General features: G+C 42.0%; 17 protein-coding genes. 12 read left to right on the forward strand and 5 right to left on the reverse strand.

Annotated elements, in window-relative coordinates; genetic code table 11:
* Window positions 1-736 precede the first annotated feature (736 nt).
* Window positions 737-2,575: a glycosyltransferase gene (locus tag BMW53_RS14850; RefSeq protein ID WP_038563267.1), complete on the forward strand. Its 1,839-nt coding sequence runs from the start codon at window positions 737-739 to the stop codon at window positions 2,573-2,575.
* Window positions 2,576-2,596: 21 nt separating this feature from the next.
* Window positions 2,597-3,424 (forward strand): glutamate racemase, encoded by an 828-nt coding sequence (gene murI, locus BMW53_RS14855; RefSeq protein ID WP_038563264.1) that lies wholly within the window; start codon window positions 2,597-2,599, stop codon window positions 3,422-3,424.
* A 10-nt stretch (window positions 3,425-3,434) separates the two neighbouring features.
* On the opposite strand, the gene BMW53_RS14860 is transcribed toward murI, so the two are convergent.
* The 3 genes from BMW53_RS14860 to BMW53_RS14870 all read right to left on the reverse strand — a co-directional run bounded on the left by BMW53_RS14860 (window position 3,435) and on the right by BMW53_RS14870 (window position 6,089).
* Entirely contained in the window at window positions 3,435-4,532 is a 1,098-nt protein-coding gene (locus tag BMW53_RS14860) for a phosphotransferase enzyme family protein (RefSeq protein ID WP_038563261.1), read from the reverse strand.
* A gap of 78 nt (window positions 4,533-4,610) precedes the next feature.
* Window positions 4,611-5,510 carry a nucleotidyltransferase family protein gene (locus BMW53_RS14865; protein WP_038563258.1) on the reverse strand — a complete coding sequence of 300 codons (900 nt, stop codon included), beginning with the start codon at window positions 5,508-5,510 and terminating at the stop codon, window positions 4,611-4,613.
* A 66-nt stretch (window positions 5,511-5,576) separates the two neighbouring features.
* Window positions 5,577-6,089, reverse strand: coding sequence for a gamma carbonic anhydrase family protein (locus tag BMW53_RS14870; protein WP_038563256.1), 513 nt, complete (start codon window positions 6,087-6,089; stop codon window positions 5,577-5,579).
* Window positions 6,090-6,456: 367 nt separating this feature from the next.
* Between BMW53_RS14870 and BMW53_RS14875 the strand changes: the two genes are divergently transcribed.
* From BMW53_RS14875 to BMW53_RS21410, 10 genes are all read left to right on the forward strand, one after another.
* The gene (locus BMW53_RS14875; protein ID WP_038563253.1) at window positions 6,457-8,298 is read left to right on the forward strand and encodes a 2-oxoacid:acceptor oxidoreductase subunit alpha; all 1,842 of its coding nucleotides are present in this window, start codon (window positions 6,457-6,459) and stop codon (window positions 8,296-8,298) included.
* A 3-nt stretch (window positions 8,299-8,301) separates the two neighbouring features.
* Entirely contained in the window at window positions 8,302-9,348 is a 1,047-nt protein-coding gene (locus BMW53_RS14880; protein ID WP_051568118.1) for a 2-oxoacid:ferredoxin oxidoreductase subunit beta, read from the forward strand.
* A 129-nt stretch (window positions 9,349-9,477) separates the two neighbouring features.
* Complete coding sequence (locus BMW53_RS14885) at window positions 9,478-10,074, forward strand: RNA polymerase sigma factor (protein WP_038563250.1); 597 nt, start codon at window positions 9,478-9,480, stop codon at window positions 10,072-10,074.
* A gap of 127 nt (window positions 10,075-10,201) precedes the next feature.
* A complete protein-coding gene (locus BMW53_RS14890; RefSeq protein WP_051568117.1) occupies window positions 10,202-11,203 on the forward strand; it encodes a FecR family protein in 1,002 nt (333 codons plus the stop codon).
* Between the two features lie 151 nt (window positions 11,204-11,354).
* A complete protein-coding gene (locus tag BMW53_RS14895; RefSeq protein ID WP_217642960.1) occupies window positions 11,355-14,552 on the forward strand; it encodes a SusC/RagA family TonB-linked outer membrane protein in 3,198 nt (1,065 codons plus the stop codon).
* Between the two features lie 35 nt (window positions 14,553-14,587).
* Window positions 14,588-16,282, forward strand: coding sequence for a RagB/SusD family nutrient uptake outer membrane protein (locus tag BMW53_RS14900; protein WP_217642961.1), 1,695 nt, complete (start codon window positions 14,588-14,590; stop codon window positions 16,280-16,282).
* Window positions 16,283-16,480: 198 nt separating this feature from the next.
* The gene (locus tag BMW53_RS14905; RefSeq protein ID WP_051568115.1) at window positions 16,481-18,913 is read left to right on the forward strand and encodes a glycoside hydrolase family 95 protein; all 2,433 of its coding nucleotides are present in this window, start codon (window positions 16,481-16,483) and stop codon (window positions 18,911-18,913) included.
* A 24-nt stretch (window positions 18,914-18,937) separates the two neighbouring features.
* A complete protein-coding gene (locus BMW53_RS14910) occupies window positions 18,938-19,513 on the forward strand; it encodes a tetratricopeptide repeat protein (RefSeq protein WP_038563241.1) in 576 nt (191 codons plus the stop codon).
* A gap of 517 nt (window positions 19,514-20,030) precedes the next feature.
* Window positions 20,031-20,528 carry a carboxylesterase family protein gene (locus BMW53_RS21405; protein ID WP_051568114.1) on the forward strand — a complete coding sequence of 166 codons (498 nt, stop codon included), beginning with the start codon at window positions 20,031-20,033 and terminating at the stop codon, window positions 20,526-20,528.
* Window positions 20,426-21,457 carry a carboxylesterase family protein gene (locus BMW53_RS21410; protein ID WP_074780894.1) on the forward strand — a complete coding sequence of 344 codons (1,032 nt, stop codon included), beginning with the start codon at window positions 20,426-20,428 and terminating at the stop codon, window positions 21,455-21,457. The genes BMW53_RS21405 and BMW53_RS21410 overlap by 103 nt, the downstream gene beginning before the upstream one ends.
* Window positions 21,458-21,674: 217 nt before the next feature.
* Here the strand turns inward: BMW53_RS21410 and BMW53_RS14925 are convergent, their stop codons facing one another.
* Entirely contained in the window at window positions 21,675-22,295 is a 621-nt protein-coding gene (locus BMW53_RS14925; RefSeq protein WP_038563239.1) for an aminotransferase class IV, read from the reverse strand.
* 596 nt (window positions 22,296-22,891) lie between these two features.
* The gene (locus tag BMW53_RS14930) at window positions 22,892-23,866 is read right to left on the reverse strand and encodes an aminodeoxychorismate synthase component I (protein WP_074780897.1); all 975 of its coding nucleotides are present in this window, start codon (window positions 23,864-23,866) and stop codon (window positions 22,892-22,894) included.
* Between the last annotated feature and the right edge of the window lie 44 nt (window positions 23,867-23,910).

Raw genomic sequence — 23,910 nt, forward strand, 5'->3', positions numbered from 1 at the left:
TGGTCGTTGCCCGGAGTTGAAATGAAACCTTAGTGAGAGCGGGAAGCTCCGAGGAATCGAGGAGATCACCCGTCCGAACTTAGGTTTTATGAAAACGCAGGGAAAGGATCAAAAGCAGCCTTGAATTTTCTGTTTCGTCTTTGCTTCAAGGCAAAGATGAAAGCCGCCGGCAGGCAGAAAGTTACAGTTCTTCTCTTGCTTCTATAAAATTTTTATTCCACCGGATTTTACGGGTGATCCCAAGTTGAGCAGCCTTTTAAACTTTCCCAATTTTTCAGGACGATTTATCTGCTTTTTATCGTCTAGTATAGAAATAATGATAAAATAATCGAATAAAACCGACAAAATGTAAGCCATCTCCGGTGATAACCGGAAAATAGTAAGTGGTAATGCGCTGATTGTAAGTGATAAGACGTTAAATGTGGGTGATAAGCACCTGGAAACAGGTGATAAGCATCAAAAACCGGGTGATAACACCCGTATTGGTGGAGATAAGAGCTTTTCGTGCGGTGATAGAGGGCAATATACCGGTGATAAGTGTAATTTGATTGGTGATAATCGCTAAATACACGGGAAGCAAGTGAAAATGCTTTTGCGTAATTGTTTTTTATTAAAAAACATATTGCAATGATAATAGATAAAAACTATATTTATTGATCTCAAAAATACCGTACATACGGTCATTTGTGTGAACACAGAATATAATAGTAACCAGAGAACTAACTTTAATAAACATATGAAAGCAGCTACCATAAATAAGGAGAATTCTACAAAGGAGAGGAACGAAAACACGAAGCTTTTTGAAGTAGCGTGGGAAGTTTGTAACCAGGTTGGGGGAATTTACACGGTAATTCGCTCAAAAGTACCATCGGTTATTAAAGAGTGGGGGAACGAGAATTATTTTCTTATCGGGCCTTATTTTGCCGACCAGGCAGCAGCTCATTTCGATCCGGCAACGGATTTCTCCACACCCATTGGTAAAGCTGTTCTGGAAATGCAGTCGCGCGGCTTTGAAGTGTATTACGGCCAGTGGATTGTTTCCGGCCGCCCGAACGTGATTCTTTTTAATCCTTATTCGATCTACGACAAATTGGGCGAAATAAAATATTTCCTCCTTAAAGATTACAATATTGCCATTCCCGATGGCGATGAGTTGCTCGACAAGGTTGCCGCCTTTGGATTCCAGGTGAAAGAGTTTTTCCATTATTTGTGCGGAAGCGATTTCTGTAACGAAACTATTATTGCACACTTTCATGAGTGGATGGCCGGTTTGCCAATACCCGGAATACGAAAATCGAACCTGAATATAAAAACGGTATTTACCACCCATGCCACATTGCTGGGGCGTTACCTGGCCATGAATGATCAGGAATTTTACAGCCATTTGCCCTTTTACAATTGGGAAGAAGAAGCCAATAAATTTAATGTGGCACCTATTGCAAATATCGAGCGGGCATCGGCACACGGAGCACACGTTTTTACCACGGTAAGTGAAGTTACAGCGCGTGAGTGTACGCATTTATTAGGTCGAACTCCTGATATGATTCTGCCAAATGGCCTGAACATAGAACGTTTTGAGGCAACGCACGAAGTGCAAAACCAGCACGTTCAGGTGAAGAAAAAAATCCATGAGTTTGTAATGGGGCACTTTTTCCAGAGTTATTCGTTTGATCTGGATAAAACCCTTTATTTCTTTACATCGGGGCGCTACGAGTACCAAAACAAGGGTTACGATTTAACGCTTGAGGCACTGGCCCGTTTAAACTGGAAAATGCAGCAAGCCGGAACGGATATGACTGTTGTTTCCTTCTTTATCACAAAACGCCCGTTCTATTCATTTAACCCTGAGGTGTTGCAATCGAAGGCGCAAATCGAAGATGTTGGCCGTGTGGTTGAGGAAATTCAACACCAGGTGGGCGATCGTTTATACAAAGAAATTACAACAATAACAGGTAATTATCAGTTTCCGGATTTAGGTGCTTTGGTTGACGATTACCTGCGCTTGAAATTGCGACGCAACGTACAAAGTTGGAAAACACAGAACTTACCCAAAGTAGTTACGCACCAGTTGGTTGACGATGCAAAAGATGAAATTTTGAATTTCCTGCGTACCTCGAACCTGGTGAACAACCGCCATGATAAGGTGAAAATCGTATATCACCCTGATTTTATAGCCACAACGAACCCGCTTTTTAAAATGGATTACACCCAGTTTGTTCGCGGATGTCACCTCGGTATTTTCCCAAGTATGTACGAACCGTGGGGTTATACGCCATTGGAATGTTTGGCCAGTGGATTGCCATCGATAACCAGTAATCTGGCCGGATTTGGCGACTATGTGGTAAACAACATTGAAGACCACGATAACAAGGGAATGTTTATTATTGATCGGACTGACGGCAATTTTAACCGGGCAGCCGAAGAGTTGGCAAACATGTTGTTCGAGTTTGTGAACTTATCGCGCCGCGACCGGATTGCGTTGCGTTATCGTTGCGAGGAAGCGGCTATGCATTTCGACTGGTCGAACCTGGGTAAATATTATGATGAAGCTTATAAACTGGTTTCTGAGCGTTAAAGATTAATTCATTTGAATAGTATGAAATCCTCTCCAATTGGAGTTTTTGATTCCGGGTATGGCGGGTTAACCGTTTTGAAAGAATTGATTAAGTCGATGCCCGGATACGACTTCCTGTACCTTGGCGACAACGCCCGCACACCTTACGGAACACGATCGTTTGATGTGGTTTACGATTACACGCTGCAGGCGGTAAAATATTTGTTTGCACAAGGATGTCCGCTGGTAATAATTGCCTGTAATACCGCTTCGGCAAAGGCGTTACGAAACATACAAATGCTGGATTTGCCGCACATGGCTCCCGATAACCGGGTGTTGGGTGTAATTCGGCCAAGTGTTGAAAAAGTGGCGGAAATTACGCAGAACGGGCATATTGGCGTTTTGGGAACCGTTGGTACAGTAGCCTCGGAATCGTACCCTATAGAACTGGAAAAGTGGTCGGGAGGACATGTAAAGTCAACCGTACAGGAAGCCTGCCCCATGTGGGTGCCTTTGGTGGAGAATAATGAAATGGATAATCCGGGAGCCGATTATTTCGTGAAGAAAAATATCGACTCCGTATTTCAGAAAGATAATACGCTGGATACGCTGATCCTGGGTTGTACGCACTATCCCTTGTTGATTGATATGATTAAAAAGTATGTGCCTGAAAATGTAAATATTTTAACCCAGGGAGCCATTGTTGCCGAAAAACTTGTTGATTATTTGCAGCGCCATCCTGAAATGGAACAACGATTAAGCAAAGGAGGAAGTTTGGAGTATCAAACTACCGAATCGGCGGCCACTTTCGAAAGCAAAGCGGCTTTATTTATGGGAAGCGAGGTGAACGCAAAAACGGTTCACCTCTGATGCTTGTTTCCTAATTTTGTAATTCAGCAACATACGATTTTACAAAGTTCTCCATTTCAGCAAACTGTGCCTCCATGCTTTGCAGTAACTTGTATTGGGCGCGAGCGCGAACCAGGTTATGGTCGGGCGATTTGGTTTTGTAATAATTATCACCGTCAATATAATCCATCAAAAATCGCAGTACCTGCTCGTAAGTAATGTAGCGCGCCGAAAATGCCAGGTATTCAATTTCTTTCGGGCTTAAAAATGAAACGGTTTCTTCCAAATATCCTTTGGCAAAGGCTTTAAAAATGGCCATGTCCATCGAAACATTGTCGAGGTTCTCGTCGTCTTCCAAACCGGTGTTGGTGTAAAAACGCATGGCATCGCCAAAATCGTTTAAAACGGTGCTGCTTAGTACGGTGTCTAAATCGATCACACAAAGCACTTCGCCCTTTTTATCGAATAGGATGTTGTTTATTTTGGTGTCGTTATGGCTAATGCGCGTTGGGATTTCGCCGTTTTCCACCAGTTCCCAAAATGCCAGCATTTCTGCTTTCCGGCTTTCAATCCACGAAATTTCTTCGCTTACTTCAGCTTTTCTGCCAACCGGATCGTTTGACAGTACTTCGTCCCACTGTTTAAAGCGGTAACGGATGTCGTGAAACCCCGGAAGTATATTAACCAGCGGCTCTTTTAAATCGGCCACCAGCGATTGGAATTTCCCAATTCCTTTTCCTCCTGCATACGCCAGTTCCGGCGTTTCGGCGGCTTCGTAAGCAATAGTATCCTCAATAAAAAGGCAAACAGCCCAGTATTCCTCTTCGTTATCCAGGAAATACAGTTTTTCATCCTTTGTCGGAATAATGGTCATTGCCTCGCGCAAGGGATCGCCGCCGACATTAGCAACTTTCTCTTTAATGTGGGTGCAAACTTTTTGAATATTCTCCATCATCGCGGGGATGGGAGAGAAGATGTTTTTGTTTTTGCGTTGCAGAATGTATTTTGGTCCGTTGTTTTGTGTTGTAATTATAAAGGTGTCGTTTATAAAACCTTCTCCCAGCGGTTTTACGTTTTCAATTTCAGCTTCGAGCTGAAAGTTTTGTGCAATGTTTTTTAAATCCGTCATATTTGAATTTGTTATGATATGAAAGAAGTCGGGAAGTTCCAACTCCCGACTTCTTTCTTAATGTATAATGTAGATCGATTACCAGAGTTTCTCCGGGTACACGCCTTCTTTAATTAAGGCTTTAATTTTATTCACTACAATTGGTTTGTCTTCCTGGTAAGTTACGCCAAACCATGGCGAGTTGGCTTCCAGTACTTTTACTTCCACCTCGTTGTCTTCAATCATTTCGAAAACTACCGAAGGAATGTACATCTCCGATTTTGGTTTGTCGATTTCAGTTTCGAGGAACTGTACAAATTTGGTTTCCAGTGTTTTGAAAACCGAGGGATGAAAACCCCAGAAATTCATCGATACCCTCTCGTTGCCTGTTAAAGGCGTTTCCGTTCCATTGTCCGCAATAGCAACGGCAGCATTTTCTTTTTTGAAGATGTTGTGGGTTTCAACAATCTTTACCAGGTTGTCGTTTTCATTTACGGTACACATACCCCGCGAAACCGATCCGTGTTCCGACAGCGTGTTTTTAAGCTGGTAACCAATCATCGAAAACGTTTGTTCCTGCACCGTGTTGTTCAGGAAGTCGGCCATAATCTGGTAAGCTCCATCTCCGTAAAAGTCGTCGGCGTTGATGGCGCAGAAAGGCTCGTTAATTACATTTTTGGCAACCAAAATTGCATGTGCTGTTCCCCATGGTTTTTCACGTCCCTCGGGCAATGTAAATCCTTCTGGCAGGTTATCCAACTCCTGATAAACGTATTCCACATCAATTTTGCCGCTTAATTTGGCTTCAAACTTTTCTTTAAACGCATCGGCAAAACTTTCGCGAATAACAAAAACTACTTTGCCAAAACCGGCACGAATAGCATCGAAAATGGTGTAGTCGATAATTGCTTCTCCGTTGGGGCCAACAGGTTCAACTTGTTTAAGGCCTCCAAAACGACTTCCCATTCCGGCAGCCAGTATGAGTAAGGTTGGTTTCATTCTTTTATTTTTATTTATTATTACTTCGGAGCCCGGACTCAAACTTCCGTCTCCCGACTTCCTTCTTTACTTATACCAGCTAGAATACATGTGGTAGGCATTGGCAATTCGCTCCACCTCGCCATGTAAAAGTTCAGCGCTGATATCCTTAACTTTTTTGGCCGGAATACCAGCGTAAACACTGCCCGATTCAACACGCGTATTTTTGGTAACAACCGAACCGGCAGCAATAATCGAATTGCTTTCTATAATTGCATTGTCGAGTATAACTGCGTTCATTCCAATCATTACATTGTCTTTGACCGTGCAACCATGAACGATGGCACCGTGCGCAATGGTTACGTTATTGCCTATATTGGTTGGGCTTTTTTGGTAGGTAGCGTGTATGGTCGCATTGTCCTGCACATTGGTGTTGTTACCTATTTTTATGTAGTGTACATCGCCACGAATTACCGCGTTGTACCAAATACTACAATTGTCACCTAGCTCAACGTCTCCGATTAGAGTTGCGGTTTCAGCCAGGAAGCAGTCTTTGCCTACTTTAGGAGACTTGTCTTTAAGTTCTTTTATAATAGCCATTATCTGAATTGGTTTTAAATTGATTACAAAAATAAGAAAACCAAAAAACTATCACAGATGTCATCGAAATCTTGTTAAATAATGGTTACATTTGTTTTAAGATTCTTCGATCGACCTTGATGAAAACCGGTTCTGAAATTATGATTTAGTAGTTTTGGAGTCGTTTTTTTTATGAATTATACAGACTTAGGAGAAAATAACTAGAATTTGAAATTTGGGGTTGAGAAATAATCAACCGTTTTTTTTTTTCGAAATTGAAATCAAATATTTTTAGAGATGAAACGAGCGGTTATAATTTTTCGCGCAAGAATGAGAGATTTAAAGCGAGTTACATCGAATACCGCTAATAGCTATAAATTTTAATGAGATGAAAGAAACTAAAGTTATCGAACTGGAAGAAGTTGCCATTAGGTTTTCCGGCGATTCCGGCGATGGAATGCAGCTTACCGGAACCTTGTTTTCCGACACTACGGCAATTCTTGGAAATGATATTTCTACCTTTCCGGATTATCCCTCCGAAATTCGTGCCCCACAGGGAACAGTTGGGGGTGTATCGGGTTTTCAGGTACAATTTGGAAAAAAACAAGTAAATACCCCGGGAGATAATGCCAATGTATTGGTAGCCATGAACCCGGCAGCCATTAAGGCAAATGCACGCTTTTTAGAACCCGGCGGTACTATTATATACGATTCTGATTCGTTTACCGAAAAGAACCTGAAGAAAGCGAACTTTGAAACCGACGATCCTTTTACGGAATGCAACCTCCAGGATTTCTTTAAAATCGCGGTGCCAATTTCAAGTCTTACACAAGAAGGACTGAAGGATTTTGGTTTGGATAATAAAAGTGTGCTGCGTAGTAAAAATATGTTTGCTTTGGGTTTGGTATGCTGGATGTTTAACCGCCCGCTGGAGTACGTTGAGGAATTTGTAAAAAATAAATTCAGGAAAAAACCGGTTGTGGTTGATTCGAACATAAAAGTGTTGCACGATGGTTATAACTATGGGCTAAACATGCAGCACATGACTCCGACTTATCTGGTAAATCCGGCCGAAATTGAAAATGGTACTTACCGAAATGTAAATGGTAACCATGCTACGGCATGGGGACTTTTAGCAGCGGCCGAAAAGTCGGGGCTGGAATTGTTTTTGGGATCGTACCCCATTACGCCGGCAACCGATATTTTAACCGCATTATCGCAACGAAAAGACCTTGGTGTAAAAACATTCCAGGCCGAAGATGAAATAGCAGGTATCTGCTCAGCTATCGGAGCTTCGTTTGCCGGCGACCTTGCCGTAACAACCACCTCAGGCCCTGGATTGGCATTAAAAGGAGAGGCGATTGGTTTGGCTGTTATGGCCGAATTGCCACTGGTTATTGTAAACGTTCAGCGTGGTGGCCCGTCAACCGGATTGCCAACAAAAACCGAGCAGTCGGATTTAATGCAGGCACTTTACGGACGTAACGGTGAAAGCCCGGTGGTGGTATTGGCAGCCAGCACACCTTCCGATTGTTTTCATTATGCTTATATGGCAGCAAAAATTGCGCTGGAAAGAATGGTGCCGGTTATTTTGCTTACTGATGGTTTCTTAGGAAACGGTAGCGAGCCCTGGAAAATTCCTTCAATGGCCGATATGCCAGCCATTACTCCACGAGTTGCTAAAGACAGTAACGAATTTCAGGCTTATAAACGCGATGCCGCAACTTTGGCACGCGAGTGGGCCATTCCGGGAATGGCAGGTTTTGAGCACCGCATTGGTGGATTGGAAAAGAATATTACAGGTACGGTAAGTCACGATCCGGAAAACCACCAGGTAAACAGCGAAATAAGGGAAGAAAAAGTACAGCGTGTTGCTGACATGATTCCTGAACTTGAAATTTGTGGCGACGAAGAAGGAGGAGATGTTCTTGTGGTAAGCTGGGGAGGTACTTTCGGCCACACTGCAAGCACTGTTCGCGAAATGCGTATGGCGGGTAAAAGTGTTAGTTTGGCTCATTTTAACTACATTAAGCCACTTCCAAAAAATACAAAAGAGGTATTCAGCAAATTCAAAAAGATTATTGTTTGCGAGCTGAATCTGGGACAGTTCGTGGCCTATTTGCGTAATGAGTTGCCTGAGTTTAACTATTACCAGGCCAATAAAGTTAAAGGTCTGCCATTTACCGTTAGCGAATTAAAAGAAAGTATTACCAAACTTTTGGAGGACTAAGCAATGACTGATGTAAAATATACAATCAAAGATTTTAAAAGCGAGAACGAAGTACGCTGGTGTGCAGGCTGTGGCGACTTTGCTATTATTAATGCCGTACAACGCACCATGGCCGGAATGGGCATTCCGAAGGAGAAATTTGCCGTAATTTCGGGTATTGGTTGTTCGTCGCGTTTTCCTTACTACATGAATACTTTTGGTTTTCACACCATTCACGGTAGGGCAACTGCCGTTGCATCGGGAGTGAAAGCTGCGAACCCTGAACTGAGTGTTTGGGTAATGACCGGCGACGGTGACTCGATGGCTATTGGCGGTAACCACTTTATTCATCTGATCAGACGCAATATTGATTTAAATGTGGTGCTGTTCAATAACCGTATTTATGGTTTGACCAAAGGGCAGTACTCGCCAACCTCCGACCGTGGTTTTGTAAGTAAAACATCGCCATTTGGTACTGTTGAAGATCCATTCATCCCCGGACAACTGGTGATTGGAGCACGGGGTTCATTCTATGCCCGTTCAATCGACGGAAATCTGAAACTGAGTCAGTCGATTTTCGAAAAAGCAGCTGAGCACAAAGGAACATCTGTGGTTGAGGTGCTTCAAAACTGTGTGATTTTTAACAACGGTATTCATAATGAGATTACCGATCCTAATCACCGTGCCGACCGACAATTGATTCTGGAACATGGAAAACCAATGCTTTTTGGAGCTGAAAACGAAAAGGGTTTGGTATTCGAGAATGGTAAACTTAAAGTGGTTAAGATTGGTGAAAACGGAGTGACCCAGGATGACATCCTCGTTCACGATGCAATGGAAGTTGATCCAATGCTGCATTTGGCACTAATCAATATGGCTTTGCCCGATTTTCCGGTTGCATTTGGTGTAATTCGTGCCGTACCTGCTCCTGTTTACGATGTGGAAATGGAAGCACAGATTAAAGAAGTACAGCAAACGCGTAAAGTGACTTGTGTTGATGAGTTATTAAACTCGGGAAATACCTGGGAAGTAACCGGAAATCCGAACGGATCAGGTAAAAAATGTATTTGATAGTTAAACCAAAATAATGAAAGGCTCTGCAATTTTGCAGGGCTTTTTTTGTTTTCTAAAATCTGACGCAAGGGATTCTGTATTAATAATTTTATTTATTTTGTGGAGCCTAACTAACTAATTTTATAAATGTTCGACATTCAAACTAAGGTACAACTTAAGAAAGGAAATCCCTCCGTATTTAAAGATGTATTCCAAATTCTTTACCCGCGTTTAAAAGGATATTGCAAACTATTTGTTGCTGACGATAACAAAGTTGAAGACCTCATACAGGAAACCTTTATTACGTTTTGGGAAAAACGTCATTCGATAAAAACTGACCGTTCAATAGAAAGTTACCTTTTTGTCATTCTGCGCAACAACTGCCTGAATTTTTTACGCAATGAAAAGCTGGAAAAAACCACTTCTTCAGTTGATATTGAAGAAGTGAGCGAACTGCAGTATTTATATCAAATCGACTTTTTGGGCAAAGAAGAAAAAAGCCTGGAGGAGCAACTTGTCGAGTCGTTTCAGGTTGCGGTGGATGAGCTGCCCGATAAAATGAAACAGGTGTTTAAGCTCTGTAAAATTGAAGGACGAAAGCAAAAAGAGGTAGCCGAGGAAATGGGAATCAGCATAAAAATGGTGGAAAAGCATATTGCTAAAGCCAAAGAACAAATCCGGAAAAAATTGATTGACCAATACCCGACACTTATTATTCTAGTAACAATGCTGCTCGAAAAATAGTAGTTTGGCTATTTGCAGTTCGTTGAAAATCAACAGTTCAGTTGATAGGCAAAATCGTTTAAAACAAATTTATTAAAAAAACAGGTAGGGTTTTTTCACTTTATGTGTACTCCTGTCAGATTACAACATGAAAGAGATAATAGAGAAATATTTTGAAGGAAGAGCATCGGCAGGCGAGCAGGTGCAATTGTTGAAGTGGATTCGAAAAAAAGAAAATCGCATAGTTTTTAATAGTTCTAAGTTAGATTGGAATAAAAGCCAGCAAAATAAACCGCTTCCTGAAGGAAGTGAGCAAAGCTGGATGAATATTCAAGATCAGATGTTACAAAAAAGTTTCAAAAGATGGCAGTATTCAGATAAGGTGAACCTGATGGTTCGGATTGCCGCCATCTTCTTTTTTGTGCTGAGTTTGGGGGGAGGAGCTTACATGCTCTCATCAACTAAACAAAACGACATTTGGTACTCCGAAATTGAAGCAGAAAACGGGCAGATTTCAAAAGTGAAACTGCCCGATGGTTCGATGGTTTGGTTAAACTCCGGATCGAAAATTAGCTACAATAACCTGTTTGCAGCGAATAACCGCGACGTAAAACTGGAAGGAGAAGCCTATTTTGAAGTGCAGAAAAACGAAGATCTGTCGTTTGTGGTAAACAGCGGCGAAATTCAGGTTAAAGTACATGGAACAAAATTTAATGTGGAGGCTTATCCCGGATCGGAGAATATCGACGTGGTTTTGGAATCGGGAAAAGTGCAGCTTTTAAGCGCAGAAGTGGCTTCGTTCCAGTATTTTCTAAGCCCCGGAGAAAGGGCATCGTTTGTAAAATCAAACAATCAACTAAAGATTAGCGAGGTAAATACAATGAAATTCACCTCGTGGAAAGACGGCATTCTGAATATTTACAATCAGCCACTTGTTGAGGTGGTAAAACGCCTGGAGAAAAGATACAATCAGGAGTTTGAGTACGCCAACGAGTTGAAGGATTTTCCTTTCACATTCACCATTAAAAACGAGCCGCTCGACGAGATTATCGAGATTATGGAAAAGATAGCACCAATTAAAACTAAACAAGAAAAAAATGTAATTGTATTTGAACTAGACGACGAAAAAGTAAGAGAATTGTCGAGATAAAAAAAACCGAAAGTGCGGCAACACTTCCGGTCCTTATTTACCATCGGCAAACGGTAAATTAAGTTATAATTTAAATCAATGTAAAACTATGAAAAAAATCCTAATCCAGGGAAGAGGTATGCCTTCCTTTTGGAGTAAAAGCTTAAAGCTTATGAAACTAACAATTCTATTTTTCATGATTGGCTTAATGCACGTAAGTGCGAGTGTTTACAGCCAATCGACAAAACTTACGCTTGAGATGCGTAACAAAAAAGTAGTGGACGTTCTTGATGAGATTGAAAATCAGTCGGAGTTTCGTTTCGCTTACAGTCCCGAACTGATCGATATCAATCGAAAAATATCGGTAAACCTTAATGAGAAAGACATCGAAGAAAGCTTGAATGTGTTGTTCAAAGGTACATCTGTATCGTATGTAGTTCGCGACAGGCACATCATGCTGTATCCTGGAGAAATGAACGGAGAAAATCCAGCTTCAGCTGTACAGCAAAACTCAGTTTCAGGTAAAGTAACCGACCAAAATGGTATGCCATTACCCGGAGCAACAGTTTTTATTAAAGGAACAACGCGTGGAACAGTTACGAACCCTGATGGTGAGTTCTTATTAAACGATGTAAAACCTGAGAGCACTATTGTTTTTTCTTTCGTAGGTATGCTTTCGCAGGAAATCATTGTGGGAACACAAACACACATTAATGTGGAATTAGCAGCTGATGCAATAGGTATTGAGGAAGTGGTAGCAGTTGGTTATGGTTCATTACAGAAAAAAGAACTTACCAGTGCTGTAACCAGTGTTTCAAGCAAAGACTTGTTACAAGGTGCTTTTAACAGCCCTGTTCAAATGCTTGATGGAAAAGTCGCTGGTGTTTCTATCTCGAATGTGGCAGCGGCCGATCCAAACCGTGGTACTGATATTCAGGTGCGTGGTGCTTCTTCTATCGATGCCGGTAACGGCCCGCTTATAATTATTGATGGTATGCCTGGAGGTGACCTGAGAAATATTGCACAGCAAGACATCGAGTCGATGACTGTACTTAAAGATGGTGCGGCTGCTGCAATTTATGGTTCGCGTGCAGCAAACGGTGTAATCCTTGTTAAAACAAAACAAGGTAAATCTGGTGATGTCATTGTTACTTATGATAGTTACATTGATCATGATGTAGTTGCTAAAAAACCAGATATTTTATCTCCTGAAGAATTCTTGTCGCATGAAATAGATGTTGATCGTGGTGCACGTACCGATTGGTATGATCAACTGATTAATAAAGACAATTTTGGTCAGAATCATTTTATTTCGGCTGCAGGTGGTACTGATAACACCATTTTCCGTGTTTCGGTTAACTACCGCGACAAGTCTGCTATCGATATTGCATCACAACGAAAAGAAACAGGTATACGTGCCAGTTTCAAACAAATTGCGTTGGACGGCTTTCTTGAATTATCAGGAAATCTTTCATACAAAGATGCTGATGAAGATTATACCAACTATGGTGTATTCCAGCAAGCGGTTAAATTGAACCCAACCATTCCGGTTTACGATGAGAATGAACCTGGCGGGTATTATAGAATGTATGGTTACGCTACCTACAACCCTGTTCAAGACCTGAAAGAACGTATAAACAGAGCTGATCAGGAGTATTCGATTATCGACATGAACGTGAAGCTTAACCTGTTGCCTAATTTAACGACCGAGTTGAAACTGGCCCGCCAGAAACACGATAAACTAGGGCAGGAATATTACTATTCAACATCAAAAGAGTCGGTTGACAACAACCGCACAGGACGTGCTCGTCAGAGCAACGAAAAGTGGGAAGACAATACTTTGGAGTGGATTGCAAACTATTACACTACCATCGACAAGCACAACATTAAATTGATGGGTGGATATTCGTACCAGGAATTCAATAATACAGGATTCTGGGCAGAAAACATGGATTTCCCATCGGATGCTTTTTTATACAACAACCTTGATGCAGGTCAATGGAATCTGGAAGAAGGTCGTCTAGGTATGGACTCATGGAAATCAAGAGAAAAAACAATTGCTTTCTTTGGCCGTGCCAACTATAATTTCGACGATGTACTATTGTTCATGGGATCGTTGCGTTACGAAGGAAACACTAAGTTTGGTGCCCAGAATAAATGGGGTATGTTCCCATCCGCATCTGCAGCTTGGCGTTTATCCAAAATGTCGTGGTTAGAAGACGCCAACTTTGTTGATGACTTGAAAGTACGTTTATCTTACGGTGAAACAGGTCGTTCAGGATTTGGTCGCTATTCTTCGTTAGCTCGTTACCAAGGGTTTGGAAGATGGCAAAACGATGAGGGGGAGTGGATTCAGGTGTATGGCCCTGCCAATAACCCTAACCCAGACTTAAGATGGGAAAAACAATTGTCGTATAACCTTGGTGTTGACTTTACTTTGTTCGACAATACACTGTCGGGAAGTTTGGATGCCTTTATTCGTAAGGGTAAAGACGTTATTTCAAACTACGATGCACCGTTACCTCCGTTCCTTCACGACCAGATCTTTACCAATGTTGCTTCTACCAGCTCAAAAGGTGTTGAAGCGGTAGTAACCTGGAACGCGGTTGATAAAGCGGATTTCACTTATAGAACAAACGTTACGGCCTCTTATATCCGTTCGCAGCTTGATAAGTTCTCTAACGGTACATTTAATAAAGGGTATATGGATCGTTATCACCTGCCTTCTCCAGGTAACCCGGGTCCTGCGCAACGTCTTGAGGATGACACTGAAATTGGTAGTTTCTATGGCTATAAATATGCAGGTGTTAACGAAGAAGGCAAAATTATGATCTGGAGAGACGGAAAAGTTGGAACAGAGAAAGTAATTGCTTCTTCTGAAGGTAAAGAAACCGATAAAACATACATCGGACATGGTGCTCCTCGTTTACAGTTGGGTTGGAGTAACTCGTTTACTTACAAGAATTTTGACATGATGCTTCATTTTACCGGTCGTTTTGATTATCAAATCCTGAATACTTATCAAATGTATTATGGTTTGGTAGCAGAGCCTGGAGTAAACCTCTTGAAAGATGCTTATGGTCGAAATGCTGAAATTACATCAGGTAAGGTAGTTTGTGACTATTTCCTTGAAAATGGAGATTACCTGAAACTGGACAACCTCACTATCGGTTGGTCGCCTAAAGTTTTCAGCAAATACATCCGCAACTTAAGGGTGTACGGAACTGTGAAAAATGTATTCACACTCACCGGATTCTCAGGGCTTGATCCAACATCAGTGGCTAGTTCTGGATTGGAGCCGGGTATTCTTAGTCTGGACGTATATCCTGTAACAAGAAATTATACAATTGGTGTTCAGGTATCGTTTTAATTCATAAGCTTTTATAAAAAGAAAAAACTATGAAAATGAAAAAAATAATATACTTGCTGTTGGTCTTAATTCTGGCAGCTCCTTCATGCACAAATTTGGATGAGGAAGTTTTTGACACCTTAACGACTGATATTTACTATCAGGATAAGAATTCGATAATTGCTGCACTGGTGCGCCCATATGAACATGGTCACTGGTGTGGATGGGACGGCGACCGTTGGTTGTTACAAGAGTTGACTGCAGATAACTTTGCCTGGCCTCAAAAAGGAAAGCATGGTTACGACGGTGGTCAGTGGGTGCGTTTGCATGGCCACGAATGGACCGATAATGAAGGTGTAGTTTATGGTGCCTGGGTTGGCCCTTACCAGGGAATTGCGCAGTGTAACCAGTTTATTGCTGATTTCACAGCGCTTGATTATCCTTCGTTTGGTTTAACTGAAGCCGACAAAGCACAACATATTAGTGAATTGCGTACACTTCGTGCATGGTTCTATCTTTTCCTGATCGATTTTTTTAGGGAAATTCCGATTGTTACAAACGTAAACGATGTGGTTGGTCAGTCATCAGTTGAAGAAGTTTTCTCTTTTATTGAAACTGAACTAAAAGAAGCATTGCCTGGATTGCCTAAAAACGGCCGTGCCGGACGTTGGGATCAAGGTGGTGCAGCAGCTTTGCTGGTACGTTTGTATTTGAATGCTGAGGCGTGGACCGGTGTTGCGAAATACACTGAATGTGCTCAATATGCACAGGCTGTAATTGATGGACAGTATGGTGAGTATTCACTCGATCCTGCCTATAACGGACCATTCCGCTCGGGAGTTAACGGCTATCGTTCTCCTGAAAACATCCTGGAATTTCCGCATGCTAAAAATATTTACGAATTTGGCTGGATGTACAATGCTATGATGCACTATCAGCAACGTTATTCGTTGGATAACGACTGGGGGGGATGGAACGGTATCGTTTTATCTCCATCGCGAGATTTAGAAGGTGATATTTATCCATACAAACTTGGTAAACCTTACGAAAAATTTGTTGATGGTGACCTGAGAAAACAACCTTTCGAAGTAACGGATAATGACGGAAGCAGCAAAGGATTTTTCCTGATTGGACAACAATATGAATTCGATTACGAAAAAGGATACGGTTTCGATAGTACTAAAATGATTTTAGGAACTGAAGAGTACACCGGTTTACCATTGTCATATGTTGATCAGTGTGGACGTTTTTCCGAAAAACCTGACGGTCGCTGGGACGAAGGTTCACACGTAACTACTGGTGAAGAAAACACAGGGGTACGTTTCTTAAAATTCCCATGGTTGCCGCTTACAAAAAATTTATTCCAAACGAACTCTGCAACTGAAATTCGTTTGGCTGAAATGTATTATGCATTGGCTGAATGTAAATTCCGTAATAACGACAAAGCAGCGGCTGCTGAATTATTGGATGAAGTACGTGAACGTAACTTTCCTGCCGATATGTGGGCAGAACAAAGTTATGCTGCAAATCTTGATAAATTAACAGAAGATGAATTTGTTGATGATCTTGGTCGTGAGTTCTTAGGCGAACGTCACCGCAGAACAGATCTTGTTCGCTGGGAGCGTTACGGACAAGAATGGTGGGATAAACCAACTGATTCATCAGATAAAACAGTTTTCCCAATTCCAACAAGAGCATTGAATGCCAATCCTCTGTTGGTACCAAACCAGGGAAATTCCCAAACCAACTAATACCTAATACCACAAGGGAGTCGGCACTAAACCAACCGGCTCCCTGTTTTTTCTGAATTTATTTTTTCAAAAACAAGGATAGGTTAATGGGCTCTGCAATTGCGCAGGGCCTTTTTTTTATCATTTTTGCGACTTTAATAATTTCGTATCTTGCCACGATTAAAAAATATATTCACTACTCTGAAAATAAATTATCCTATGAATCAACTCAACCATCTTTTAAATTTTATGCTGCTTGGTTTGCTGGTTTTAGGCCAGTCGTGCTCTACCGAACCTGCCCGTGAAAAAGCGACTTCTACACATGTGTTGTGGTACGATAAACCGGCATCCTACTTTGAGGAAAGCCTGGTGCTCGGAAACGGCAAAATGGGAGCTTCTGTTTTTGGTGGTGTGGAATCGGATAAAATTTACCTGAACGATATTACGCTTTGGTCGGGCGAGCCGGTTGATCCATACATGAATCCGGAGGCCTACAAATATGTGCCCCAAATACGTGAGGCACTGGCCAACGAGGATTATGAACTGGCAGATAAATTAAATCACCATCTGATGGGGAGCTATTCTCAATCGTATGCGCCGCTGGGTACTTTGTTTTTGGATTTTCAGCACAACGGAAATGCGGAGAATTACTACAGAGAGCTGGATATCGACAAGGCGGTTTCAAGCACATCGTACCAGGTAGATGGTGTAACTTATAAACGCGAATATTTTATTTCGTATCCCGATCAGGTTATGGTGGTGAAACTAAGTGCTGATAAAAAAGATGCGCTGAGCTTTGCCGTAAAGTTCGACAGCAAGTTGCGTTTCAGTACATCAGCCGGCGAAGATATATTGAAGGTGGAAGGATATGCGCCGTATCAGGCGTTGCCAAATTACCACAGCGGTGATGAAGAACCGGTTAAATTTGATGAAAACCGTGGCACACACTTTTCATCCTACATAAAAGTGCAGAATGATGGTGGTAACTCCGTATATACCGATAGCGTATTAACGGTTTCAGGGGCAAGCGAAGCGGTACTTTACGTTTCGATAGCCACCAGTTTTAATGGCTTCGATAAAGACCCCTCAAAAGAAGGGGTGGATAATAAAGCTATTGCACAGAAACAGTTAAATGATGCGAATAAAAAGGGAGCTGAAAAAATAGAAGAAGCGCATATCGCCGATTACAGCGCCTTAATGAACCGCGTTCAGCTCGATTTGGGCGAAACCACAGCACCGGAATTACCGACTGACGAACGATTGAAAAGATATTTTAGTGGAGCCGAAGATAAAAACCTGGAAGTGCTGTATTTCCAGTATGGACGCTATTTGCTGATTGCCAGCTCGCGAACCGAGGGCGTGCCGGCCAATCTGCAGGGCCTTTGGAATCCGCATCTGCAGCCGCCCTGGAGCAGTAACTACACCATGAATATTAACGTGGAAGAAAATTACTGGATGGCCGAAACGGGTAACCTGAGTGAAATGCACCGTCCGTTATTGACGTTTATTGGCAACGTGGCACAGACGGGTGCCGTAACAGCAAAAACATTTTATGGTGTTGATAAGGGCTGGGCATCTGCTCATAATTCGGATATCTGGGCCATGAGCAATCCTGTAGGTGGTTTTGGCGAGGGCGATCCGGTGTGGGCATGCTGGAATATGAGCGGCCCGTGGCTGTCGACCCATTTGTGGGAACACTACCAGTTTACACAGGATGTCGATTTCCTGAAAAACGAAGGTTATCCACTTATGAAAGGTGCAGCTGAATTCTGTTTAAACTGGATGGTTGAAGATAAAAATGGCCATCTGATCACTTCGCCGTCAACTTCGCCCGAGAATGTTTATATCACCGATAAAGGTTACCGCGGGGCTACACTTTATGGTGGAACAGCCGATCTTGCAATGATTCGTGAATGTTTTTTACAGACTATTCAAGCGACCAAAGTTCTGGATGTGGACGCAGATTTCAGAAAAGAGTTAGAAGAGGCTCTGACAAAAATGTATCCTTACCAGATAGGGAAAAAGGGCAACCTGCAGGAGTGGTATTACGATTGGGAAGATGCCGAACCCAAACACCGTCACCAGTCGCATTTGTTTGGTTTGCACCCGGGCGGACACATTACTCCTGATCAAACGCCTGAGCTGGCAGAAGCCTGCAAAACAACGCTCGAAATTAAAGGCGACGAAACAACGGGCTGGTCGAAAGGCTGGCGCATAAACCTGTGGGCACGTTTACTGGATGGTAACCGTGCGTATAAAATGTACCGTGAATTACTGAGTTATGTCGATCCGTCGGGTACCGAAACACAATACAGCCAGGGTGGGGGAACTTACCCGAATTTGTTCGATGCACATCCGCCATTTCAGATTGATGGCAACTTTGGAGGTTCTGCCGGCGTTATCGAAATGTTGATGCAATCGCACCAAAACCGTATCGATTTATTGCCTGCTTTACCCGATGCGTGGCCTGCAGGTTCGGTTAGCGGAATTTGTGCGCGTGGCGACTACGAAATAGCAATGGATTGGAGCGAAGGAAAATTGAACAGCGTTACTGTTCTTGCAAAAGCCGGAGGAAGCACCAAACTGGTTTATCGGGGAGAAGAAAAAGAAATTGAGCTGGCAAAAGGGGAATCGCTTACGATTGAATGGTAATTTGTTGAGGAATAAGGATTGAAGATGCGTTTAATACTGTTTAAAAACCGTCGATTAAATAAGGGAGAGCATGCTTTAAATGTTGGAAGATACAAGGAGGCAATAAAACTTGGCCAGGCATTGGTAAATTCACGAAATAAGGAGAGTGCTTTCCGGGCGAACCGGCTGTGTGGTTTAGCACTTTACAAGCGTAAAAAATACGACGACAGTCTGCAGTATCTCAAAAAAGCGTGCGGCATTGGAAACTTTCGGCACGACTGGTACAGCCTGGCAATGGCTTTGGTATTTGCCGGAAAACCGGAGCAGGCAGAAGAAGCCTTTAAAAACATTTACCGTACCAATGTGCAGCCCGGCTATTTGTATGCAGTGCCTGTTCCCGGGCTGCTTTATCAATACATGAAGGCTTTAAAGCAAAAGCAGTTTATTGATGCTGCCAAAGTTCGCGCCAACGAATTAAAGCAAATGTTTGTTGGCGTTGGGCCGGATACCACCAAACAAGTGCAACGCGGATTACCCAATTTCAATACTTTCCTGACCGAAGTTGAACCTTTGTTTGAACCGGAACGGTTTGTGGTATGGAAAAGTGATTTTCGGATGTAGTAACAGGTATTCTGCAACTTTTTCTGAGATTAAGATCTGAACGATTGGGGTATGCTGTCGAGGTGTCCCGAAATCTCGAAATCGGAGAGCGTTCCTGTCAGGCAGGCCGGAATGATAATGTTTTTTGATATTACATGCGAGAGTTTACATGATAATTGTCGGGGATTTATGGCTTTTGTCCGAAAAATATTTAAAAATAGATATTTCAGTTTTAAATTTAGCTATTAATTTGATAATTAGTATTTTAATGCAAGTAAAGCACCTTGTTTTATTGGTTTCTTTTTAAATTTGATAGAATCAATTTCGATTTTTAAAAAAAAACTAATTGAATATCCGTTCTATGTCATAATTAATATTTAGCACGTCATGCTGAACTTGTTTCAGCATCTTTCGCCACTAATAATCAGCTATTTGCAAAAAAGACCCTGAAATAAGTCCAGGGTGACGGTCTGGTTGTGACTAATTACGGACATTCAATAAAAACTAAATCAAAACTTTACAAAATCTTAGCATTATTATGAAAAGTCTAACTCTTTTAGCTGTGATTTTCATTGCGTTTGCTCTTGTATCCTGCACTGAAAATGATCCAAATCCTGTGTTGACAATTGAAGGTGGCCAGATACAGGGTGTTGAAACCGAAGTAGAAGGAATTGTTGCATACAAAGGTGTTCCTTTTGCAGCTCCGCCAGTTGGAGAATTACGTTGGAGAGAACCACAACCAGTCGTTCCGTGGGAAGGTGTAAAAATTGCTGATACATACGGTGACGCTGCATCACAAACTACCTGGGACCCGGAAAGTTTTTACGGACGTGAATGGCAAGCCAGTGGTACAGCGCCGTTTACAGAAGATTGTCTTTACCTGAATATTTGGACTCCTGCAGCAGGTCAGGTTGATGAAAATTACCTGTTGCCATGTGGATACATGGTGGCGGTTATCGCGAAGGTTTTGCTTATGAACCAGAAATGGATGGCGGCATCGACTATGCCTCACGAGGTGTTATTCTGGTTCAGGTAACTTATCGTCTTGGTGTATTGGGATTCTTTTCTCACCCATTATTATCAGAAGAAAGTCCAAACGGTGTTTCAGGAAATTATGGTGTAATGGACCAGGCTGCAGCATTAAAATGGATTCATGATAATATTGATCAGTTTGGTGGCGATCCTGATAATATTATGATTTTTGGTCAGAGTGCCGGAGGTGGAAGTGTTCAAACTTTGCTTGCTTCACCAAAATCGAGAGATTATGTTGCTAAGGCAATTAGTATGAGTGCCGGTGGATTAGGTGCTGGAAGAAGACCTTCTATGCCTTTTGATACCGTTCAGAATAACAACAAAAAGATGATGGATTATTTTGATATCACCACACTTGACGAAATGCGTTCTCTTTCATTTGACTCGTTGACAACGCTAATCAACAAATATGGTGCAGAAACTGGTAAACGTGTATTTTTTAGCCCGGTTGTCGAAGACTATTTCTTAACTGGAACATTTTCAGAAATGGCTCAGGCCAATGAAATTCCCGATATTCCTTATATGTTTGGTTTTACTGCAAACGACATGAACGATATGACTAAACCTGTGGCAGATTTTTGTTTATTGCGTGAAGAACAAAGTGATAAACCAGCTTATGCATATCTTTTCTCACGTCAGCTTCCCGGAGACGACAGTGGAGCTTTCCACTCATCTGATTTGTGGTATGTGTTCCATTCGTTTGAACACAGTTGGAGACCATTTACTGATGGCGATGAAGCATTAAGTTTGCACATGGTGGATTGTTGGACAAACTTTGCGAAATACGGTGATCCTAATGGTAAAGATGGTGGCGAGTGGACTCCATATACAAAAGCGACACCTGAATTTATGGTTTTTGACGCCGACCAAACTGATGATATCAGTGGAATGACTGATAGCCCTAAATTTTTAGGTGGCGGTTTCCCAAGATAGTTAGAAGTTGAATTCTATATAAATGAAAGGCTCGGAATTAAATTTCCGGGCTTTTTTACTGAAATAAAAGTTCACGCAGAGATCACAAAGTTTTCGCAAAGCACGCAAAACAGATTCTGCATTTTTGCGAACTTTGCGCTTCTTCTTTTCTTTGCGTGAAACAATGTTGATATCCTTTCATTTCGTAAAAAAATAAGGATAAAATACGGTTTTAGTTTTAGCCATTTGGGTTGATTATAGGATTGGTTCTAATCCTTTCAACCGGCAACACCGGCATGTCGTTCATATCCTGAAGGGCATTTATCAAGCCAATTTTTTGGTACTTGTGCAGGTCGTTAACGGTAATGCGGCAAACTGAAATTTTGTTTTCGGCGAGCAATCGGGCACGTTGTGTTCCGGGGAGCAGGGGAGTGTCGGGTGTCCACCATTTTTCGCCATCGAAAAATATCGGGTTGGCAGTAAAGCTGTCGGTAATACAAGAGTTTTGTACAATAAGGATATCGTCGCAATTGCCGCGCTGGTCGAATAAATGTTGCAGCTGTTTGCGGTTGGTGTATTTGCTACTGTATTCAATGCTGTTGTCTTCAACTAAACGGATGCTGTTGATGGAAAGATATTGGTGTGGCAGGAATTCGATCTTTTCAATATGCTCGGCATAAACCACTCGACAGCGGAATAGTCCATTTTTGCAGCTTTCCGGTATTTCGATATGATCTTTGAGTTTTAGCTTTGGTGCATCGGGAAAGTATTTCATCCGCGTCACATCAAACCGTGCCTGATGATATTCCAGGTTATAAAGTTTCCCGTTTTTACATTTTATGGTTTCCAGTAATTGCATATTTTAAAAGCTATTAGCCACGAGCTGCGAGTTGCAAGCTACAGGTAATAGGCTTGTTGGCAAAATCGCAGTATTCAACCCAACAATTTATCAGTTTTTCAATTTAACAATTTCCGCATTAAAGCATTCGCAACTCAATCCCTCAATCCCTCAATCCTTCAGTCCCTTTTTTGAAGCGCTAACCACAAAGTTTCACAAAGGATGCACAGAGTTTCACAAAGTAGATCAACGATTAAAGCATTAAAGCATTTCCGCATTAAAGCATTCGCAGCTCAGTCCTTCAGTCCTCAATCCTTCAGTCCTTTTTTTGAAACGCTAACCACAAAGTTTCACAAAGGATGCCCAAAGTACCACAAAGGTGATCAACTATTAAAGCATTAAAGCATTTCCGCATTAAATCATTCACAACTCAATCCTTCAGTCCCTCAATCCTTCAGTCCTTTTTTTGAAGCGCTAACCACAAAGTTTCACAAAGGATGCACAGAGTTTCACAAAGTAGATCAACGATTAAAGCATTAAAGCATTAAAGCATTTCCGCATTAAAGCATTCTTCCATCAATCTCCATCAATCTGCATCAATCTCTTTTCAATCTCCATCAATCCTTCCTAAAAACCGGAATATAAACTTTCTTCAACAGCTCTTCATATTCACTTTCGGCGTTGCTTAAAAAAGTTACACCTCCGCCGCTTTTGTATATCAGTTGTTCATCTTTTGTTTCCATGTAGCGGATCAGCACACAGCTGTCAAGGTTGAGCCCATCGAAATAGCCAAAAATACCGGTGTAAAAACCGCGATCGTAGTTTTCGGCCGCTCTTATAATCTCCACGGTTTTCTTTTTTGGTGCGCCGCAAATCGATCCGGCCGGCAACATTTTAAAAATGATATCGCCAATCTGTTCCGTATAGTTTTCGGGCAGGTCGCCGCTTATTTTCGAACTTACCTGCCACAAATCGCGCTGGTTGGTTTTTAATCGTTCCAGGTAACGAAATTTTTCTACTGTTACATTTTCGGCCACCAAACTCAGATCGTTTCGTATCAGGTCAACAATGGTATTGTGCTCGGCCAGCTCTTTCGAGTCGTTCAAAATTCGCTCTTTGGCATTCGGCAAACTGGCGTCCATTGTCCCTTTCATGGGGAACGACGAAATTTTCCCGGCATCGATCTGCACAAATATCTCGGGCGAAAAACACACAAACTCATCCCTGAGCAGCACCTTATAACGCGCCTCGCTGAGGTGAAAAATCTCCTCCGGCGACAGATTGGTTTTAACCGTTGTGGGCTGCGTGTAATTCAGCAAATACGTATCGCCGTTGTGAATGTGATGCTGAACAAGATCATATCCCTTTTTATATTGGCGGAAGGAAACCGGCTTCGTTTCCCATTCTATTTCTTTTTCTTCGCTTACCGGCCGGGCAAAATTCGATTGCTTATTGGCCTGCCACCATATTTTGTCTGTTTCGTCGGGTCTGAATAGTTTTGCTGTTGTGGTCTCAAAGTCAATCACAAAAACAAAAGGCTCGTTTCTTCGGCCCCGTTCGTTCATTGCTGCTATAGTTTGCTTTCTCTTCATCTCGCATGCAAAAGTATTAAGCTGTGCTCAATATTAAAATAATT

Source organism: Draconibacterium orientale (assembly GCF_900111425.1).
Taxonomy (GTDB): Bacteria; Bacteroidota; Bacteroidia; order Bacteroidales; family Prolixibacteraceae; genus Draconibacterium; species Draconibacterium orientale.

What these genes read in the sequence shown, in the direction of transcription:
- BMW53_RS14875 (WP_038563253.1), top strand. Translation starts at nt 6,457, where the DNA reads ATGAAAGAAACTAAAGTTATCGAACTGGAAGAAGTTGCCATTAGGTTT.
- BMW53_RS14865 (WP_038563258.1), bottom strand. Translation starts at nt 5,510, where the DNA reads ATGAAACCAACCTTACTCATACTGGCTGCCGGAATGGGAAGTCGTTTT.
- BMW53_RS14925 (WP_038563239.1), bottom strand. Translation starts at nt 22,295, where the DNA reads ATGCAATTACTGGAAACCATAAAATGTAAAAACGGGAAACTTTATAAC.
- BMW53_RS14870 (WP_038563256.1), bottom strand. Translation starts at nt 6,089, where the DNA reads ATGGCTATTATAAAAGAACTTAAAGACAAGTCTCCTAAAGTAGGCAAA.
- murI (WP_038563264.1), top strand. Translation starts at nt 2,597, where the DNA reads ATGAAATCCTCTCCAATTGGAGTTTTTGATTCCGGGTATGGCGGGTTA.
- BMW53_RS14850 (WP_038563267.1), top strand. Translation starts at nt 737, where the DNA reads ATGAAAGCAGCTACCATAAATAAGGAGAATTCTACAAAGGAGAGGAAC.
- BMW53_RS14930 (WP_074780897.1), bottom strand. Translation starts at nt 23,866, where the DNA reads ATGAAGAGAAAGCAAACTATAGCAGCAATGAACGAACGGGGCCGAAGA.
- BMW53_RS14860 (WP_038563261.1), bottom strand. Translation starts at nt 4,532, where the DNA reads ATGACGGATTTAAAAAACATTGCACAAAACTTTCAGCTCGAAGCTGAA.
- BMW53_RS14880 (WP_051568118.1), top strand. Translation starts at nt 8,302, where the DNA reads ATGACTGATGTAAAATATACAATCAAAGATTTTAAAAGCGAGAACGAA.
- BMW53_RS14895 (WP_217642960.1), top strand. Translation starts at nt 11,355, where the DNA reads ATGAAACTAACAATTCTATTTTTCATGATTGGCTTAATGCACGTAAGT.
- BMW53_RS14910 (WP_038563241.1), top strand. Translation starts at nt 18,938, where the DNA reads ATGCGTTTAATACTGTTTAAAAACCGTCGATTAAATAAGGGAGAGCAT.
- BMW53_RS14890 (WP_051568117.1), top strand. Translation starts at nt 10,202, where the DNA reads ATGAAAGAGATAATAGAGAAATATTTTGAAGGAAGAGCATCGGCAGGC.
- BMW53_RS21410 (WP_074780894.1), top strand. Translation starts at nt 20,426, where the DNA reads ATGTGGATACATGGTGGCGGTTATCGCGAAGGTTTTGCTTATGAACCA.
- BMW53_RS14885 (WP_038563250.1), top strand. Translation starts at nt 9,478, where the DNA reads ATGTTCGACATTCAAACTAAGGTACAACTTAAGAAAGGAAATCCCTCC.
- BMW53_RS14900 (WP_217642961.1), top strand. Translation starts at nt 14,588, where the DNA reads ATGAAAAAAATAATATACTTGCTGTTGGTCTTAATTCTGGCAGCTCCT.
- BMW53_RS14905 (WP_051568115.1), top strand. Translation starts at nt 16,481, where the DNA reads ATGAATCAACTCAACCATCTTTTAAATTTTATGCTGCTTGGTTTGCTG.
- BMW53_RS21405 (WP_051568114.1), top strand. Translation starts at nt 20,031, where the DNA reads ATGAAAAGTCTAACTCTTTTAGCTGTGATTTTCATTGCGTTTGCTCTT.